The organism is Exiguobacterium sp. s193 (genome assembly GCF_018618755.1).
In the GTDB taxonomy this organism is placed as follows: domain Bacteria; phylum Bacillota; class Bacilli; order Exiguobacteriales; family Exiguobacteriaceae; genus Exiguobacterium_A.
Genome location: NZ_JACSMR010000009.1, coordinates 24,505 through 41,245, shown reverse-complemented (window position 1 = coordinate 41,245; position 16,741 = coordinate 24,505). Strand labels below are relative to the sequence as shown.

Below are 16,741 nucleotides of genomic sequence, written 5' to 3'. Positions count from 1 at the left end.
GTTGAAGTCAACCGGGTCAATCGTCTCAAAAGCGACGATCTAGTGGAGAAGATACGACTGCACGCATGATTTTTTGCTATACTGACGACAGAAGAACCGTCAGGAAGGATGACCAATTATGTTGGATCGATTAAGTGCGTTAGAGGATCGTTATGAGAAGTTAAATGACCAGTTGGCTGACCCTGCCATCATTAATGATACGAATCAATTACGGGAAGTCTCAAAAGAGCAATCCCAGCTTGCGCCGACCGTCGAAGTGTACCGCGTCTACCGCGATAAGATGGAGGCCTATCAGGAAGCACGGCAGATGCTGACAGACCCTGAAATGCGTGATCTTGCGAAAGAAGAAGTTGCGCTCCTTGAGCCGGAAATCAAGGACCTGGAAGCGAAATTAAAAGCCTTGCTGTTACCGAAGGACCCGAATGACGACAAAAACGTCATCGTCGAGATTCGTGGTGCTGCTGGTGGTGATGAAGCGGCTTTGTTTGCGTCAGATCTGTTTAAGATGTACTCGAAATTCGCTGAAAAACAAGCTTGGAAAATCGAAATCATCGATGCCAGCTATACGGAGCTCGGCGGGTACAAAGAAATCATCTTCATCGTCAAAGGGGCAGGAGCCTACTCGAAGCTGAAGTACGAGAACGGTGCCCATCGCGTGCAGCGCGTTCCTTCAACGGAATCCGGCGGACGCATCCACACTTCGACGGCGACCGTCGCTGTTTTACCGGAGGCGGAAGATGTCGAAGTCGAGATTCATGATAAGGACGTCCGCGTCGATACGTTTACGTCAAGCGGACCGGGTGGACAGTCCGTCAATACGACGCAGTCGGCCGTCCGTGTGACGCACGTGCCGACAGGGATTGTCGCAAGCTGTCAGGATGAGAAATCACAAATCAAAAATAAAGAAAAAGCGATGAAGGTCTTGCGGGCCCGTGTTTATGATAAGATTCAACGCGAACAGCAAGCCGAGTATGATGAAAAACGAAAATCAGCGGTCGGGACGGGCGACCGTTCGGAGCGGATCCGGACGTATAACTTTGCCCAAAACCGGGTGACCGACCACCGGATTGGTTTGACGATCCAAAAGCTCGACCGAATCCTGCAAGGCGAGATGGATGAAGTCATCGACACACTCGTCATGGAGTACCAGGCCCGGGCATCGGAGGCGGCAAACTGATGCGGGTCGCAAAACGCTTGAATCAAGCGCAAACGATGTTAGTCGCGGCAGGACGCGAAGCGTCGAGTGCCGAATGGTTACTTATGCACGTGTTACGAGTCGACCGGACGGGACTGCTCGTCCGTCTCTCGGACGAATTGTCACCGGACGACGACCTTTTATTCAGTGAGTATTTACTTGCTCACGTTAACGGTGTTCCCGTTCAGCATTTGATCGGCTACCAGCCGTTTTACGGACGTGATTTTAAAGTCACGCCAGCCGTCCTGATCCCCCGTCCGGAAACGGAAGAGTTGATTGAATTCGTCGTCCGCCGCTTGACTGGTGAGACGTTCGCTCAAGGCGAAATCGTCGACATCGGAACGGGAAGCGGAGCGATCGGCGTGACCCTGGCGCTCGAACTGGAGCAGCCGGTCACGACCGTCGACATTTCTGAAGAGGCGCTTGCGGTCGCAAAACAAAACCAAGCGATTCTTGGCGGCGACGTGACTTTTTTACAAGGTGATTTGCTAGAGCCGCTTGCCGATCAATCGGTCCGCGTCCTCGTCTCGAATCCCCCTTATATTGAAGAGGATGAGTTGCTCAGTGACGTCGTATTTGACCATGAGCCTCACCTCGCGCTGTTCGGCGGAAAAGATGGACTCGTCTTTTACCGGCGTTTGGTGGAGGGGAGTACACGTATTTTAAAGGACGATTTTCGGTTGATTGTGTTTGAAATCGGACACAATCAAGGACCTGAAGTGCAAATGATGTTAAAAGAGCGTTATCCTACAGCAGAAACGGGTATTTTAAAAGATATAAACGGTAAAGACCGTATCGTGTATGCGGAACGAAAGGATTGTACAGAGTGAAGACGGAAATGATCGATCAACAGACAATGGATGTAGCAGTAAATTTATTAAAAGCAGGGGAAGTCGTCGCGATGCCGACGGAGACCGTTTATGGTCTTGCCGGAGACGCAACGAGCGAGACGGCTGTTCGGCGAATTTTCGCCGCGAAGGGCCGACCGTCCGACAACCCATTGATTGTCCATGTCGCGTCAATCGAACAGGCAGAGCAGTTCGTCACACAAATTCCGGCTGTCGCGAAACGTTTGATGGATACGTTTTGGCCAGGTGCCTTGACGATTATTCTGGAATCGAACGGGACCGCATCCACACTCGTCACCGCAGGGCTTGATACGATTGGATTACGGATGCCGGACCATCCCCTTGCGCTTCAGTTGATTGAAGCGACAGGGTTAGGGCTGGCAGCACCGAGTGCCAACCGTTCCGGAAAACCTTCTCCGACGTCATCAGCGCATGTCGCCTATGACCTCTCGGGACGAATCGCAGCAATCGTCGATGGGGGAGAGACCGGTATTGGTGTCGAATCGACCGTCATCGACTGCACGATGACACTTCCGGTCATCTTACGGCCGGGTGGCGTCACGCGTGAACAGCTTGAAGCGGAGATTGGCACCGTGGCACTCGATCCTGCTTTATCGATGAAAGATAAAACACCGAAGGCACCGGGGATGAAGTACACGCACTACGCACCGGAAGCACAATTATCCGTCGTAGCGGGCGACCTCTCGTTCCTGCAACAACTCATCGATGAAGCACGCCAAACTGGACAAAAGACCGGCGTCATTCTCTTTGATGGAGAGGACGTCGAAGCGGATGTCCGTTGTTTTCTCGGAACGACCGTGGAAACGGCGGCACAACGTCTTTACGATTGTTTACGGCGATTTGATCAGACGACGGTGGATCAGATTTTTGTACGAGACCTATCAGAAGAAGGGGTTGGGCTAGCAGTCCGAAATCGGCTCCATAAGGCAGCAGGTGGTCGGATCATTCGCCCGTAAAGAAGGAGGATACTGAGATGAGCACACGTCGTGTATTGTTTGTCTGTACCGGAAACACATGCCGGAGCCCGATGGCGATGGCATTATTACGCTCAAAAGTCGCCGACCAAGAATTTGATGTCCGGTCGGCCGGTCTCCGTTCGATGCAAGGCTTCGATGCGTCAGAAAACGCACTCCAAGTTTTGCGGGAGCGCGGGATCGAACTCGAGCATTATACGCAAGTCTTCGATGATGTTCTCGGACGTTGGTCGGACATCATCTTGACGATGACACGTCAACACAAACAAGAAGTCGGGGAACGTTACCCGGAACTGAAGGACCGGACGTTCACCCTCTATGAATACGTGACAGGACTTGAGCGGGATATCAACGATCCGTACGGCGGGTCGATGAATGTCTATCGGCAAGTTCGAAACGAACTCGAACCGCTCGTCAACCGTCTTGTGTTAAAATTGACCCAGAACGGAAACGGAAGAAAAGCACCGGATAACCGGAAACTTCCAAAAAAACAACCTAGACAAACGGGGGAATAGTACAGATGAAAGTAGCAATTGGTGCGGATCACGGTGGTTTTAAACTGAAAGCAGAACTCAATGGTCTATTAGAAGAACTCGGAATCGATTACACGGACTTCGGTACGTATTCATCCGACTCAATCGACTACCCGGACGTCGCGATTCCTGTCGCGGAAGCTGTCGCGAACGGTGAATTCGACCGTGGCATCTTGATTTGTGGCACAGGAATCGGAATCGGGATTGCAGCGAATAAAGTCAAAGGGATTCGTGCGGCGCTCGTCCATGACACGTTTAGTGCGAAAGCAACACGTCAGCACAATAACTCGAATATCTTGACGATGGGCGAACGTGTCATCGGACCGGGTCTTGCACTGGATATCGCGAAGATTTGGTTAGAGACGGAATTCGAAGGTGGACGCCATGAGAACCGTGTCTGCAAAATCTCAGACTATGAGGTGAAGTAAATGGATCTCGAACAGATTAAACAAGATCTTGAAGCCTCGTTGACCGATTTGAATGAGCGCTTCCCGTTGAAAGGGAAGTTGCTCGTCATCGGTTGTTCGACGAGTGAAGTCATCGGCAAACAGATTGGAAAAGCCGGTTCACCGGAAGTCGCGGAAGCATTATTTGAGGTGTTCGATACGTTTCGTCGTTCGCATCAAATCGACCTCGCGTTCCAAGGGTGTGAGCATATCAACCGTGCGTTGACGCTTGAACGTCAAACGGTCGAACGGCTTGGCCTTGAGCCGGTCACGGTCGTCCCGGTACCGGAAGCAGGTGGTTCGATGGCGAGTATCGCCTACGAACGCTTTTCTGCCCCGGTCGTCGTCGAAGCGATTCAAGCGGATGCCGGAATCGACATCGGAGACACGTTCATCGGTATGCACTTGAAGCCGGTCGCGATACCCGTGCGCCTTCCGCACCGGGAAATCGGTGAGGCGCATGTTACGGCAGCAACGACGCGTCCGAAGTTAATTGGTGGAATTCGCGCTAAATACGAATGATTCGTGCAAGGGGTTGCATACTCCTTGCTATTTTTATGCACTTTTTGTGGGTGCCGCAGACTGATTATTCGTGTTAAGATAGGCGTATCGAACATGAATGGGGGAATTCAGATGGAACAAACACCGCTTACGTATCTGAAACAGCAAGATGAGGAACTCTTTTCGGCAATGCGCAAGGAACTAGGACGTCAACGCGACAATATCGAGTTGATTGCTTCGGAAAACTTCGTCTCGCAAGCTGTCATGGAAGCACAAGGTAGCGTGCTGACGAACAAATACGCAGAAGGTTACCCGGGACGCCGCTATTACGGTGGATGCGAATTCGTTGATCTCGCAGAAAACTTGGCGCGCGATCGTGCGAAAGCCATCTTTGGTGCCGAGCACGCAAACGTGCAGCCGCACTCCGGTGCACAAGCAAACATGGCCGTCTACTTCACGATTCTTGACCAAGGCGATACGGTCCTCGGGATGAATCTCTCACACGGTGGACATTTGACGCACGGTAGTCCCGTGAATTTCTCCGGTGTTCAATATAACTTCGTCGAGTACGGTGTCGATCAAGAAACAGAGATGATTGATTACGATGTCGTCGCGAAGCTTGCAGAAGAACACAAACCTAAATTGATCGTTGCGGGAGCATCGGCTTATCCGCGCGTCATCGACTTCAAACGTTTCCGTGAAATCGCGGACAGTGTCGGTGCTTATTTAATGGTCGACATGGCACACATCGCGGGACTCGTTGCAGCAGGTCTGCACCCGAACCCGGTCGAGCACGCACACTTCGTCACGACAACGACACATAAAACACTCCGTGGCCCGCGTGGTGGAATGATTTTATGTAAAGAAGAACATGCGAAAGCAATCGACAAATCGATTTTCCCTGGTATTCAAGGTGGCCCGCTCATGCACGTCATCGCAGCAAAAGCGGTCGCGTTCGGTGAGGCGCTCGCTCCTGAATTCAAAGATTACATCGGTCAAGTCGTCACGAATGCGAAAGTGCTCGGTGAGGAATTGACGGCACGCGGTCTTCGGATCGTTTCAGGCGGCACGGATAACCACTTGTTGCTCGTCGATTTACAACCACTCGGCATCACAGGTAAGCTCGCTGAGCATGCCCTTGATGAAGCAGGCATCACGGTCAACAAAAATACGATCCCGTTCGACCCGGCCAGTCCGTTCGTCACGAGCGGCATCCGCATTGGGACGGCAGCGATGACGTCACGCGGTTTCAAAGAAGAAGAAATGAAACAAATCGCGGCATTGATCGAACTCGTCCTCAAAAACCCGGAAGACACAGATACGTTAAAAAATGCGCACGAGCAAGTGCTTGCATTGACAGGCCGCTTCCCGCTTTATCCGGAACGCGGATAATCGGAACGCGTACAGAATGTACCACCTCTCCCTTTTCGAACGATGAGAAGTCAGAGGTGGTTTTTTTGATGGACGAGTCAAAACAGGACAGGAGGGACGGAAGATGGAGATTTTAGTCGTAGAAGACGACCGGAATATTCAACGGCTGATCGTCGAGACACTCGAAGCAGATGGCCATCGGGTCCGGGCGACGGCAGACGGACAAGAGGCGGCGCGCTGGATTGACGAATTGACATTCGAAGCGGCAATCCTCGACGTAATGGTCCCAGGGTGCAACGGACTCACGTTATGTCAACAACTTCGGCAACGGGATGAACTGCCGATTCTAATGTTGACGGCGCTCGGGGAACTGGCGGATAAACGGGCTGGTTTTACGGCAGGTGCTGATGATTACATCACAAAACCGTTTGATCCGGAAGAACTATTGTTTCGGTTACATGCCGTCGCCCGGCGTTATCAAAAGGCGGCACTGCCGATTCTTCGGTTTGGTGACGTGACGATTGATAAACGGAGCCAGCAGGTGATGCTTGGTCAAACCGAACTGACGTTGCCCCGGCGTGAGTTCGATTTATTGCATCAATTGGCAAGTTTTCCGGGACGTGTCTTCAGTCGGGAAGAACTGATTGAACGTATCTGGGAACTTGATTTCATGGGCGATGACCGGACAGTCGACGTCCATATCAAACGGTTACGCAGCCGGTTACGGCAGACGGACGCGATTCAAATCAGTACCGTCCGTGGTCTCGGGTACCGCTTGGAGGCGAAGGAATGAAGTCACTGTATACAAAAATCGTTGGACTCGTCTGTCTGGTCCTGCTCGTCTCGGCCTTGATTGCCTTACTGATCAGCAACTTGTTTTACTACAACGTCTTACAGTCTTCGTATAGTCAAAAAGTCGAGGAAGCGGTCGAGCGATCGTTTGCCTACTACGAACGGCATGGCGACGGACAGACCGATTCCTTTTATGACATGTTGAGCGCGACAGGTTTTCAACTCTATGTCGTCCCGGAAACAGGGCCCGTCATTCGTCACGGCAATCCATTCCGCGACGAAACGCTGGCACCGGCAATCATCGAACGGGTTCGCGCCGGGGAAGTCTATCACGGCATGCGGGATTATCCGTTCCATCTGTTTTTGCTCGGTTTGTTTGACAACGAAGTCGTCAATACGGTCGGCGCCTCGCTCGAAACACGAAACGGGACGGACGCCGTCTTCATCCGGCCGGATTTAAGCCGGCAAATCCGTGAGCTCCATCTGTTCGTCGGTGCGTTTCTCGGCTTACTCGTCGTCATCAGTTTTCTATTATTGGTCTTCTCGATCCGTTATCTCATCCGACCGATTAAACGATTGACGAAGGCGACAAAACAAGTCGCATCCGGCGACTATGCCGTTCACGTGGCGACGACCTCGCGCGATGAGATTGGAGAGTTGTCACGGCGGTTCGGTGAGATGGCGGAAGCAGTCGCGAAGTCGGACGCCGAGCGCAAAACATTCGTCGCCAACGTCTCACATGAGTTCCAGTCACCACTGACAACGATTAAAGGGTATGCCGGTCAATTGCAACCGCATGTCGCCCCTGTCGGACAGGACAAACTGGCGACGATTGCGCGTGAAGCAGACCGGATGGCAGACATGACCCGGCAATTGTTGGTCCTCGCCAGGCTCGATGAAGGACGCCGTTTGCCGCTTGAGCCACTCCGGCTCGGTCAAGCGCTCCGGACGACGCTCGCAACGCTCGCCTACCAAATCGATGAACGCGGTGTCGCCGTCTCTGTTGATTTCGCAAGCGACGTGACGATTGAGGCGAATGCCGCTGCCCTCGAACATGTTTTTCAAAATGTCATCCGAAACGCCCTCCATGTTTCAAACGACGGGGACATGATTACGATTGAAGCCGAACAGACCGCGGAGTACGTCACTGTACGCATCACCGATGAAGGTCCTGGTATGTCGGACGACATGATTGCCCACGCCTTTGACCGATTTTATCAAGCCGACACGGCACGCGGGTCGCACGGGACGGGGCTCGGGCTCGCGATCGTCGCCGAGACCATGAAGCAGCTGCATGGGACGGTCGGGATTGATTCGGAAATCGGTGCGGGGACGACGTTCATCCTGACTTTTTTGCGGGCGACGTAAGTTGTTCATGCTCCGTTCATATAGCATCCGTAAGATAAGACCTGTAACGAACATACAGGAGGGATATTAGATGAAGATGGGTTGGCGTGAACTGATCCGAATGAAAAAGCGCTTTGGTTTGATGGGACTCGTGACGACATTAATCATCGTCTTGATTTTAATGATCACCGGGCTCGCAGACGGGCTGGCATACGATAATGGAGCGGTCATTCGAAATTTACCGGTTGAGCAGTTTGCACTCAGTCAAGAAGCGGAAGGTCAACTGACGCGATCATTTTTAGAGAAACAGGAGCAACCAAAAGGGACGGAAGCACTCGGCGTCCAAAACATGGTCCTCGAGAAACAGGACGGGACGAAGGACGATGTGACGGTATTTGCGTTACCTGCTGACACGGCGTACGGTCCAAAGCAACTGCAAGCGTTAGAACAAGGCGAGGTTCTCGTCGATACCGCTTATGCGAAACAGACCGGGACTGAAGTCGGCGACAAAGTAACGGACTTTCGGACGAAGATGACGTTTACGATCGTCGGTACGGTCACGGATGGACGCTATAGCCATGCGCCTGTTTTATGGACGACGCTTGCGTCGTGGGACGAGTGGCAAGCGAAGATGCAGACGAACTACGTCTCGGCGTTCGTCAGTCAGGATTCATTTAAAACGGACCTGACGACGTATACGAAAGCGGACATCGTCAAGCAAGTTCCCGGTTATGCAGCGGAACAAAATTCATTCCAGATGATGCGGCTGGCGCTTGTCGTAATCGGCGCCTTGATTTTGACGGCGTTTTTCTATATCTTGACGATGCAAAAAATGAAGCAACTCGGTATTTTGAAGGCAATCGGAATTCGGACGCGGACGATTGGAAGCGGGCTCGTCTTTCAGGTGTTCGTCTTGACGCTCATCGCATTTAGTGTCAGCTTGCTCGTGACGCTCGGTGTCAGTCAAATCTTACCGAACGGCATTCCGTTTCGTTTTGAGTGGGCAACGAGTCTCGGTTACGGAGCCTTGTTGATTGGAACCGCGTTACTTGGATCCGTGATACCGCTCCGGGCCTTAAAACAACTTGAACCAGCGGACGCGATGGGAGGAATGGCAGGATGATTAAGATGACACATGTCGAACAGACTTACAGTGACGTACCCGTGCTCCATGATGTTTCGTTCGAAGCGAAAGCGGGTGAACTGATTGCCTTAGTCGGACCGAGCGGAAGCGGAAAAAGTACGTTGCTTCAACTGCTCGGGTTGTTGCAAACACCGACAGCGGGAGACATTCAGTTTGGGGAACAGCACGTCAATCAGCAATCGGACGAAGCACGCCGGAAGATGCGCCTTGAAGAGATCGGGTTCATCTTTCAGGAATCACATCTCGTTCCGTTCCTGACGGCGGCGGAACAACTCGAACTCGTCGCAGAAGAAGCGGGACGGACGATTGACGCCACCGCAATGCTCGCTGCTTTTGGATTAAAAGACCGTGCGGACCATTTGCCACACGCCTTATCGGGTGGAGAACGACAGCGTGTCGCGATTGCCCGGGCACTTGTCAATCAGCCACGACTTGTCCTCGCCGATGAACCGACGGCAAGCCTTGACTATACGAACGGACGCCAAGTGATGGAAGTGTTACGAAAGCAGGCCCATGAGGAACAAAAGACGGTCATCGTCATCACCCATGATGAACGGATGCTCGACTATTGTGACCGGGTCCTGCGGATTGAGGATGGTTATTTGAGCGAAGTGGTTGAACGGGGACGTCGTCTCGATACATGAGACGCCATTCCCGTTTTTTGTATGTCATGCGTCAGAAGACTTATATTTTACAGACATGATTTTTGGTATACTAATCCTTAGAAAAATAAGGTAAGGGTGGAAACTGTCAGATGAATTTTTCAGGACTGGTCCAATCAGAACTCGAAACGATCAATACCGCTCAAATTGCGGACTGGCTGACTAAAAAAAGCCAGACGGAACGTGAATATAAACGCCTCAGTGAAGACTTCAAAGCAATCGTCATCATGCAGGAAGCAGGTTTTTATGAACAAGCAGATGCCCGGTTCAGCCAGTGGAAGAATAAAGGGATTCCGGCGGAGCTCCAGCGCTACCGGCTCGCGATTGCCGGAAAAGCCGGTGGGAAACGGCTCGTCAAAAAACGGTTTGCCGCGCTCCCGGCAGCCGTCCAAAATCATCCGCAACTCAAACCGTGGAAAAAACAGTTGCAGTCGAACCCGTGGATGCTCGGCGGGCTGCTTGCGGCGGGTCTCGCCGTCGTCGCGCTGTTCCAACTCGATTTCTCAAAATCGGAGGAACCAGAGCAAGCTGCGACCAAACAAGAGAGTGTCGAACAAAAATTAGCGGCACTCGAAAAAGAAGTCGAACAATTAAAAGAAAAAAATGAACAGTTGGCAGCGAATGTACCAACCAAAACGCCGGAAAAGGAAGAAACGAAAGCACCGGCGAAGAAGGCGGAACCGAAAGAACCAGCCGACACGGAACAGACACTCGCACCCGAACGAGCCTTAAAACAGGCGGTCGCTGCGACGCAAGACAAAGACTATAAGACGGCGAACCGTTTGCTGACGGGGAAAGTCTTGACGGACAAAACGACGAAAGGCATGGCGCGTTTCTATAAATTGATTGCGGCAGGCAAACTAGGGGAAACGAAACAAACGGACTATGTCGCGTACCGTAACGACTTCCCAGATTCCGGCTATATGAGTGACGTTTTATGGATGCAGGCCGTCTATGAACAAAAAAATAAGGTCGGCGATTATAAGGCGACGTTACAGGAATTAGCGAAGCAACCGGACAATGAATGGTCCTATGCGGCGAAAGCGATTCTTGACGGGAAAAGCACGCTCGGGGATTGAGGATTCCAAAAAAACAGTTCCCAAGTGGTCGCTTTTTAGAGTACAATGCGAAAAGAGAATTGAGAGGAGATGCAAACAATGAGTAAAGTACATGTATTTGATCACCCATTGATTCAGCACAAAATGACAATCATGCGTAAAGTCGAAACGGGAACGAAACAATTCCGGGAGCTTGTCGACGAAGTGGCTTCATTGATGGCATATGAAATCACGCGTGACCTTCCACTCACAGACGTCGCGATCGAGACACCGGTTACGAAAACGACGCAGAAGATGATTGAAGGCAAGAAGCTCGGAATCGTTCCGATTCTTCGCGCAGGTTTAGGGATGGTCGACGGGATGCTTCGGATGATGCCGAACGTCAAAGTCGGTCACATCGGTCTTTACCGTGATCCTGAGACGCTTGAACCAACGGAATACTATCTCAAGTTACCGACGGACGTCGCAGAACGTGATTTCGTCGTCGTCGATCCGATGCTTGCGACAGGCGGTTCAGCTGCTGACGCGATCTCCTCTTTAAAGAAACAAGGCGCGAAAAGCATTAAGCTCGCTTGCCTCTGTGCAGCACCGGAAGGCGTTAAACGCGTCCAAGAAGAACACCCGGATGTCGATATCTACCTCGCGGCACTCGATGAAAAACTGAACGATCACGGCTACATCGTCCCTGGACTCGGGGATGCGGGTGACCGTCTGTTCGGTACGAAGTAAGACAGAAGCAGTCTGCCACCCGTGGCAGGCTGTTTTTTGTTGTTCATTTGTAAGATGCAGGACGGCTTTCAACTATGCTTAAATGGAGGAAGCAGAAAAAGGAGGAAGTAATGATGCCAATCAAAGTCATGCCCATTTTCGGGACCCGTCCGGAAGCCATCAAGATGGCGCCGCTCGTTAACGTCTTAAAACAAAATCCAGCGTTCGATGTCCATGTGACGATCACGGCGCAGCACCGCGAAATGCTCGATCAAGTTTTACGGATGTTCGAGATTGAACCCGATTCTGACCTTAATATCATGCAACCGCGTCAGACGCTCGTCGATATCACGACGCGTGGTCTGGAAGGACTCGACGCTGTCATGAAGGATGTCAAACCGGATCTCGTTCTCGTCCATGGTGACACGACGACGACGTTTGTCGGCAGCCTGGCTGCCTACTACAATCAAATCGCCGTCGGTCATGTCGAAGCGGGACTCCGTACATATAATAAATATTCACCCTTTCCGGAAGAGGTCAATCGTCAATTGACATCGACACTCGCGGATTTACATTTTGCCCCGACCGATCAGGCGGCAGCGAACTTAGCATCTGAAAATCGTCATGCTGGTGTCTATGTGACGGGAAACACGGCAATCGATGCCCTGCAGACGACGGTCCAGCCGGATTACGTCCACCCTGTGCTTGAAGCCGTCGGCGGACGGCGCCTCATCTTGATGACGGCACACCGGAGGGAAAACCTGGGGGAGAAGATGCATCAGATGTTCCGGGCGATCCGTCGACTCGTCGATATGTATCCGGACGTGCACGTCGTCTATCCCGTCCATTTGAATCCGGTCGTCCAGGAAACAGCCGCTGAAATCTTTGGCGGGCACGACCGCATCACGTTGATTCCGCCGCTCGATGTATTTGATTTCCATAACTTCGCCAGCCGTGCCTATTTGATTTTGACAGATTCCGGTGGCGTCCAGGAAGAAGCACCGTCGCTTGGCGTACCGGTACTCGTCTTACGCGACACGACAGAACGTCCGGAAGGGGTCAAAGCCGGTACGTTGAAACTCGCGGGAACAGATGAAGAGACGATTTACCGTCTCGCCAGCGAATTACTTGAGGACGAAGAAGCACACGCGAAGATGGCACAGGCTTCAAATCCGTATGGGGATGGTCATGCCTCGGAACGGATTGCGGCTGCGATTTTAGCGCACTTCAATCAAGGTGAGGCGCCGGAACCGTTTCATGCAGAAATCTAAGGAAAATTAAATAAGCCACTTTTTTAGGACGTTCCCGTTTGACTCACTTTTCCCGTATCAGTCGAGTCGACCGGGAGGCGTCTTTTTTGCTTCTAGAATTTTTTCTCAAGAGGTTTTCTGACAAATGACTCGTTCTTCTTGTGCCTGTTTCTGACAGCGCAAGTGATCTTGCGCTTTTCCCCATACGCGGTCACCCGTTTGCCGAAGAAGTGTTACAGTGAGTCCGTTTGGAAATGAACAGCCTTTGAGCGATTCCTCTCGACTCCTATGGGAAAAGGAAGCGGAACGCTTCCGTCAGGGACAAGTGAGACCCGGTCATCCGAAAGGAAGACCGCGGCTTGCGTCCCGCCCAAGGAAAGCGAGAGGAAATAGCGAAAGAACATAGCGAAAGGGAGTACTAAGCAGAAATAGCGAAAGGTCTATTCGATCATCACTAAACAAGAAGCAGTGAATATATCTTTAAAAAAGAAACAAACGCCTCAATCTACCTGATTGTGAAGAAATTGTAAATCCTAAATGCCCCTGATGACCTTCAAACGACCAACTCATTCATGACATTTCAAGCTGTGATAAGCAACACAACGGACGATTTGGAAATGGGCGGAATCCTTTGTTACAAACAGATGTCAGAGCGGTTTTCCTGTCCCGAATCGAAAGCGCTTCCAATCTTGAACAAAAAATACTTTTTCACAAAATCGACACAAATCAATTTTAGACGACTTGTTTCTCATTCCAGAACGCGATATAACGTTACTGTTCAATGGTTTTGTTCATCAAGTGAACCATCTCGATAAACGTTGATAGCACTACATATTTTCTTCACATCTTCGTGAAAAGAGTCGGATGGGATACCTCTGTGAAAACCTTATCAATCGTTGATATACAATGGTTTCAGTGGTCTATTTTATTTGTGAATTCATTTGACTATGAAATGGTTCTCATTGTATTCTTGACTAGTATGAAAATCCGCAAATTGTGGGAAAGAAAAAGAACCTGCAATTGGGAAAAGGGGGTCGACTCTAGTGCGCCAAAAAGGGCTCGCAACGAGTATGGTCATGGCCTCGCAAATTTCGACGGCACTTGCCGCACCGATCGTCATCGGCTTTCTTGTTGGGAACTATGGGGAACAGCAAGAGTGGTGGCAAAAGATGGGAGCGACGTTCTCAGTGTTCATCGGGATTTTCATCGGCATTCTCTGCATGATCGCAATGATCAGGCACTTGTTAGGAGACAAGACATGAACATAATCCTTCAAGATGCGTTGTATCGTGCGTACTTACGATGGTTTGGACTCTATTATGGAATCCTTGCCGTCCTGTTACTTGTCGGCTATCCGAGTGATCCAGTGATTTATGGGCTGGCATTAGGTGGGGCAGGTAGCTTCATGATTTTGACGCTGCAACGTTTAAGCGTCGATCGAATGTATCGTGTAATCGAGCGTGGGCGCAAGCCAATGTCTCGGGGGACCGTATCACGCATGGCGGTCGCGGTACTTTGTGTGATGATCGGTTTGAAGTACGAAACCGAATTGTCATTAACTGCGGTGGTAATAGGCCTTCTCGCCGGCCACGTCATACAATTTTGTGAGTATTTTACTCACGAACTTAAGCGGGAAAAGAGGTGAATAATCAAATGAACCACGAAATGCCACTTTACGAAATCCCACTCTGGGGCGACTTCGTTCTGTACGGTAGCTGGACAAACTTGATCACAGTGCTGATAGCAGCTGCTCTCGTTTTCCTGATTGCCGTGGCCGGTACGCGACGTCTTATGATGAAGCCGACCGGTGCTCAAAACGTGATGGAAATGTTCCTCGAGTTCGTTCGCGGAATCATCAGCAGCACGATGGACTGGAAAACAGGGGGTCGCTTCCTATCTTTCGGAATGACACTGTTCCTATTCATCATTGTGTCCAACTTAATGGGTCTTCCCTTTAACGTTGTGACGGGTCACTACATTTGGTTCAACTCACCAACTGCGGATCCGTACGTGACACTTGCACTTTCATCTATGGTAGTGGTCATGAGCCATTATTACGGTGTGAAAATGCGCGGCTTCGGCTCGTATGCGAAAACGTTTATGACGCCGATGTTTATTATTACCATCATTGAAGAATTCGCAAACACGTTGACACTCGGTCTTCGTCTTTACGGTAACATCTTCGCGGGTGAAATCATGATTGGTATCATTCTCTCGATCGGTATCATCTCTGGAACGAACGATTTCCAATTCCTCGGACCAGTCGGTGTCATCCTGTCAGCGATCCCAATGTTGATTTGGCAAGGATTCTCGCTCTTCATCGGAGCAATCCAAGCGTATATCTTCCTTATCTTAACGATGGTTTACATCGGGCATAAGGCAGCGCACGACCATTAATTCGAAGGTAAAGCATCTGCTTTTCCGATAACCGCACGACCAAATTTCGAACACAATCTAGGGAGGCAATTTATAATGGAACTTATTGCAACAGCGATCATCATCGGACTCGGCGCACTTGGCGCTGGTATCGGTAACGGTCTTATCGTAAACGGTACAGTATTAGGACAAGCACGTCAGCCAGAACTCAAAAACGAACTTCGTCAAACAATGTTCATCGGTATCGGTCTCGTTGAGGCACTTCCAATCATCGGTGTAGCGGTCGGTTTCCTTCTCCTCAACTCTTAATCCGTATTTTACGCTTAGAGAACTGAGCTACATAGGGCGTTATTCGTTCAACAAGAGTGAACCGTCACGGGAGCTTTTGCTCCCTTATGTAGAAATTGAAGTAGGACCAACCACGAGGGGAGTGTAATCGAATGAATCTCACGTATCGTGCGGCTGAAGGAGTTGCAGAAAGCAACAATCCTCTTATCGCCAATATGATCGTCACGATCGTCGTTTTCCTCTTGCTCCTCATCCTCTTGAAGAAATTCGCATGGGGCCCGCTCGTCAACATGATGAAAGCGCGGGAAGAGCATGTGGCTAGCGAGATCAATTCGGCTGAAAAAAGCCGGAAAGACGCTGAAGTCTACGTAGAACAACAACAAGCAGAACTGAACAAGGCACGTACGGAAGCACGTGACTTATTAGAATCTTCACGCCGTCAAGCTGAGGCAGAACAAGCACGTGCGATGGAGCAGGCACGTCTTGAAACAGAAATGAGTAAGGAAGAAGCTCGCCGTGCGATCGAACGTGAACGCGCTGAAGCACAAGCTGCTTTGAAGAACGATGTTGCTCTTCAAGCAATCGCTGCAGCACGCCACGTCATGAAAACACAGCTTGCGACAGATGAAGCCGCTCAACGCGCGCTCGTCGATCAATTCCTTGCTGACACTAAGGGCACGAACTAATGCGTGATCACGTAGCGGGACGCTACGCAAAAGCGCTCTTCGATCTTGCGCTTGAGCACCATGTGCTCGAGCAAGCAGAAGCTGATGTGCGGACGCTCGGCGAAGTGCTCCACGCAACACCAGAGCTCGCATCGGTTTTAAGTAACCCATCGATTTCTGCGGAAGAGCTGAAGCAAGTCTTACAGATGAGCTTCACAGGCTTCAACACAATCGTCTTGAATACCATCCTCGTCATGGTCGAAAACGACCGTGCGGCGGAAGTATTGTCTTTGCCGGAGCATTTCATTGCGCTATTGAATGACTACCGTAACGTTGCGACAGCTGTCGTGACGAGTGCATACAAATTGTCGGACGCAGAACTCACGAACGTGAAAGAAACGTTTGGCCAAAAATCAGGTAAAACGCTTGAAGTAGAAAATGTTGTTGATACGAACGTAATCGGCGGACTTCGTGTCCAAATCGGTTACACGACATATGACGGCACGATCGAAACGAAACTAACGCGACTTGAGCGTGAGCTGTTAAAAGCGTAAGAAAATAG

Annotated in this window: 20 protein-coding genes; all 20 read left to right on the top strand. The window is 50.9% G+C overall.

Annotation, left to right across the window (positions count from 1 at the left end; genetic code table 11):
* Nucleotides 1-118: 118 nt before the first annotated feature.
* Nucleotides 119-1,177, top strand: a complete 1,059-nt coding sequence (gene prfA / locus KNQ04_RS11220) for a peptide chain release factor 1 (protein WP_214850801.1) — start codon at nucleotides 119-121, stop codon at nucleotides 1,175-1,177.
* Nucleotides 1,177-2,025, top strand: a complete 849-nt coding sequence (gene prmC, locus KNQ04_RS11215) for a peptide chain release factor N(5)-glutamine methyltransferase (RefSeq protein WP_214850799.1) — start codon at nucleotides 1,177-1,179, stop codon at nucleotides 2,023-2,025. Before prfA ends, prmC begins: the two co-directional genes overlap by 1 nt.
* On the top strand, nucleotides 2,022-3,020 hold the full coding sequence (locus KNQ04_RS11210) for an L-threonylcarbamoyladenylate synthase (protein ID WP_214850797.1): 999 nt from the start codon (nucleotides 2,022-2,024) through the stop codon (nucleotides 3,018-3,020). Before prmC ends, KNQ04_RS11210 begins: the two co-directional genes overlap by 4 nt.
* A gap of 17 nt (nucleotides 3,021-3,037) precedes the next feature.
* Nucleotides 3,038-3,553: a low molecular weight protein arginine phosphatase gene (locus tag KNQ04_RS11205; RefSeq protein WP_214850795.1), complete on the top strand. Its 516-nt coding sequence runs from the start codon at nucleotides 3,038-3,040 to the stop codon at nucleotides 3,551-3,553.
* A 5-nt stretch (nucleotides 3,554-3,558) separates the two neighbouring features.
* A complete protein-coding gene (gene rpiB, locus KNQ04_RS11200; RefSeq protein WP_214850794.1) occupies nucleotides 3,559-3,999 on the top strand; it encodes a ribose 5-phosphate isomerase B in 441 nt (146 codons plus the stop codon).
* On the top strand, nucleotides 4,000-4,539 hold the full coding sequence (locus KNQ04_RS11195; RefSeq protein WP_214850793.1) for a TIGR01440 family protein: 540 nt from the start codon (nucleotides 4,000-4,002) through the stop codon (nucleotides 4,537-4,539).
* A gap of 111 nt (nucleotides 4,540-4,650) precedes the next feature.
* Nucleotides 4,651-5,910, top strand: coding sequence for a serine hydroxymethyltransferase (gene glyA / locus KNQ04_RS11190; RefSeq protein WP_214850792.1), 1,260 nt, complete (start codon nucleotides 4,651-4,653; stop codon nucleotides 5,908-5,910).
* Nucleotides 5,911-6,013: 103 nt separating this feature from the next.
* On the top strand, nucleotides 6,014-6,682 hold the full coding sequence (locus KNQ04_RS11185) for a response regulator transcription factor (protein WP_214850790.1): 669 nt from the start codon (nucleotides 6,014-6,016) through the stop codon (nucleotides 6,680-6,682).
* Complete coding sequence (locus tag KNQ04_RS11180) at nucleotides 6,679-8,049, top strand: sensor histidine kinase (protein ID WP_214850788.1); 1,371 nt, start codon at nucleotides 6,679-6,681, stop codon at nucleotides 8,047-8,049. Before KNQ04_RS11185 ends, KNQ04_RS11180 begins: the two co-directional genes overlap by 4 nt.
* A 70-nt stretch (nucleotides 8,050-8,119) precedes the next feature.
* Nucleotides 8,120-9,151: an ABC transporter permease gene (locus KNQ04_RS11175; protein ID WP_214850786.1), complete on the top strand. Its 1,032-nt coding sequence runs from the start codon at nucleotides 8,120-8,122 to the stop codon at nucleotides 9,149-9,151.
* Nucleotides 9,148-9,816, top strand: coding sequence for an ABC transporter ATP-binding protein (locus KNQ04_RS11170; protein WP_214850783.1), 669 nt, complete (start codon nucleotides 9,148-9,150; stop codon nucleotides 9,814-9,816). The genes KNQ04_RS11175 and KNQ04_RS11170 overlap by 4 nt, the downstream gene beginning before the upstream one ends.
* Before the next feature lie 110 nt (nucleotides 9,817-9,926).
* A complete protein-coding gene (locus KNQ04_RS11165; protein WP_214850781.1) occupies nucleotides 9,927-10,913 on the top strand; it encodes a hypothetical protein in 987 nt (328 codons plus the stop codon).
* A 78-nt stretch (nucleotides 10,914-10,991) separates the two neighbouring features.
* Nucleotides 10,992-11,621, top strand: a complete 630-nt coding sequence (gene upp, locus KNQ04_RS11160) for a uracil phosphoribosyltransferase (RefSeq protein ID WP_023469504.1) — start codon at nucleotides 10,992-10,994, stop codon at nucleotides 11,619-11,621.
* Between the two features lie 113 nt (nucleotides 11,622-11,734).
* On the top strand, nucleotides 11,735-12,871 hold the full coding sequence (wecB, locus tag KNQ04_RS11155; protein WP_214850779.1) for a non-hydrolyzing UDP-N-acetylglucosamine 2-epimerase: 1,137 nt from the start codon (nucleotides 11,735-11,737) through the stop codon (nucleotides 12,869-12,871).
* Between the two features lie 1,022 nt (nucleotides 12,872-13,893).
* Nucleotides 13,894-14,112 (top strand): AtpZ/AtpI family protein, encoded by a 219-nt coding sequence (locus KNQ04_RS11150; protein WP_214850777.1) that lies wholly within the window; start codon nucleotides 13,894-13,896, stop codon nucleotides 14,110-14,112.
* Nucleotides 14,109-14,495 (top strand): ATP synthase subunit I, encoded by a 387-nt coding sequence (locus tag KNQ04_RS11145; protein WP_147510255.1) that lies wholly within the window; start codon nucleotides 14,109-14,111, stop codon nucleotides 14,493-14,495. The genes KNQ04_RS11150 and KNQ04_RS11145 overlap by 4 nt, the downstream gene beginning before the upstream one ends.
* Nucleotides 14,496-14,503: 8 nt before the next feature.
* Complete coding sequence (gene atpB / locus KNQ04_RS11140) at nucleotides 14,504-15,247, top strand: F0F1 ATP synthase subunit A (protein ID WP_214850775.1); 744 nt, start codon at nucleotides 14,504-14,506, stop codon at nucleotides 15,245-15,247.
* Nucleotides 15,248-15,322: 75 nt separating this feature from the next.
* Entirely contained in the window at nucleotides 15,323-15,535 is a 213-nt protein-coding gene (atpE, locus tag KNQ04_RS11135; protein ID WP_012371545.1) for a F0F1 ATP synthase subunit C, read from the top strand.
* A 131-nt stretch (nucleotides 15,536-15,666) separates the two neighbouring features.
* Complete coding sequence (gene atpF / locus KNQ04_RS11130) at nucleotides 15,667-16,200, top strand: F0F1 ATP synthase subunit B (protein ID WP_214850773.1); 534 nt, start codon at nucleotides 15,667-15,669, stop codon at nucleotides 16,198-16,200.
* Nucleotides 16,200-16,733, top strand: a complete 534-nt coding sequence (locus KNQ04_RS11125; protein ID WP_214850771.1) for a F0F1 ATP synthase subunit delta — start codon at nucleotides 16,200-16,202, stop codon at nucleotides 16,731-16,733. The genes atpF and KNQ04_RS11125 overlap by 1 nt, the downstream gene beginning before the upstream one ends.
* Nucleotides 16,734-16,741: the final 8 nt, after the last annotated feature.

Excerpts from the sequence above, each read along its gene's own strand:
- KNQ04_RS11180 (WP_214850788.1), top strand. The coding sequence starts at position 6,679 with ATGAAGTCACTGTATACAAAAATCGTTGGACTCGTCTGTCTGGTCCTG.
- atpF (WP_214850773.1), top strand. The coding sequence starts at position 15,667 with ATGAATCTCACGTATCGTGCGGCTGAAGGAGTTGCAGAAAGCAACAAT.
- atpB (WP_214850775.1), top strand. The coding sequence starts at position 14,504 with ATGAACCACGAAATGCCACTTTACGAAATCCCACTCTGGGGCGACTTC.
- atpE (WP_012371545.1), top strand. The coding sequence starts at position 15,323 with ATGGAACTTATTGCAACAGCGATCATCATCGGACTCGGCGCACTTGGC.
- rpiB (WP_214850794.1), top strand. The coding sequence starts at position 3,559 with ATGAAAGTAGCAATTGGTGCGGATCACGGTGGTTTTAAACTGAAAGCA.
- KNQ04_RS11175 (WP_214850786.1), top strand. The coding sequence starts at position 8,120 with ATGAAGATGGGTTGGCGTGAACTGATCCGAATGAAAAAGCGCTTTGGT.
- wecB (WP_214850779.1), top strand. The coding sequence starts at position 11,735 with ATGCCAATCAAAGTCATGCCCATTTTCGGGACCCGTCCGGAAGCCATC.
- KNQ04_RS11195 (WP_214850793.1), top strand. The coding sequence starts at position 4,000 with ATGGATCTCGAACAGATTAAACAAGATCTTGAAGCCTCGTTGACCGAT.
- upp (WP_023469504.1), top strand. The coding sequence starts at position 10,992 with ATGAGTAAAGTACATGTATTTGATCACCCATTGATTCAGCACAAAATG.
- glyA (WP_214850792.1), top strand. The coding sequence starts at position 4,651 with ATGGAACAAACACCGCTTACGTATCTGAAACAGCAAGATGAGGAACTC.
- KNQ04_RS11125 (WP_214850771.1), top strand. The coding sequence starts at position 16,200 with ATGCGTGATCACGTAGCGGGACGCTACGCAAAAGCGCTCTTCGATCTT.
- KNQ04_RS11205 (WP_214850795.1), top strand. The coding sequence starts at position 3,038 with ATGAGCACACGTCGTGTATTGTTTGTCTGTACCGGAAACACATGCCGG.
- prmC (WP_214850799.1), top strand. The coding sequence starts at position 1,177 with ATGCGGGTCGCAAAACGCTTGAATCAAGCGCAAACGATGTTAGTCGCG.
- KNQ04_RS11185 (WP_214850790.1), top strand. The coding sequence starts at position 6,014 with ATGGAGATTTTAGTCGTAGAAGACGACCGGAATATTCAACGGCTGATC.
- KNQ04_RS11165 (WP_214850781.1), top strand. The coding sequence starts at position 9,927 with ATGAATTTTTCAGGACTGGTCCAATCAGAACTCGAAACGATCAATACC.
- KNQ04_RS11170 (WP_214850783.1), top strand. The coding sequence starts at position 9,148 with ATGATTAAGATGACACATGTCGAACAGACTTACAGTGACGTACCCGTG.
- prfA (WP_214850801.1), top strand. The coding sequence starts at position 119 with ATGTTGGATCGATTAAGTGCGTTAGAGGATCGTTATGAGAAGTTAAAT.
- KNQ04_RS11145 (WP_147510255.1), top strand. The coding sequence starts at position 14,109 with ATGAACATAATCCTTCAAGATGCGTTGTATCGTGCGTACTTACGATGG.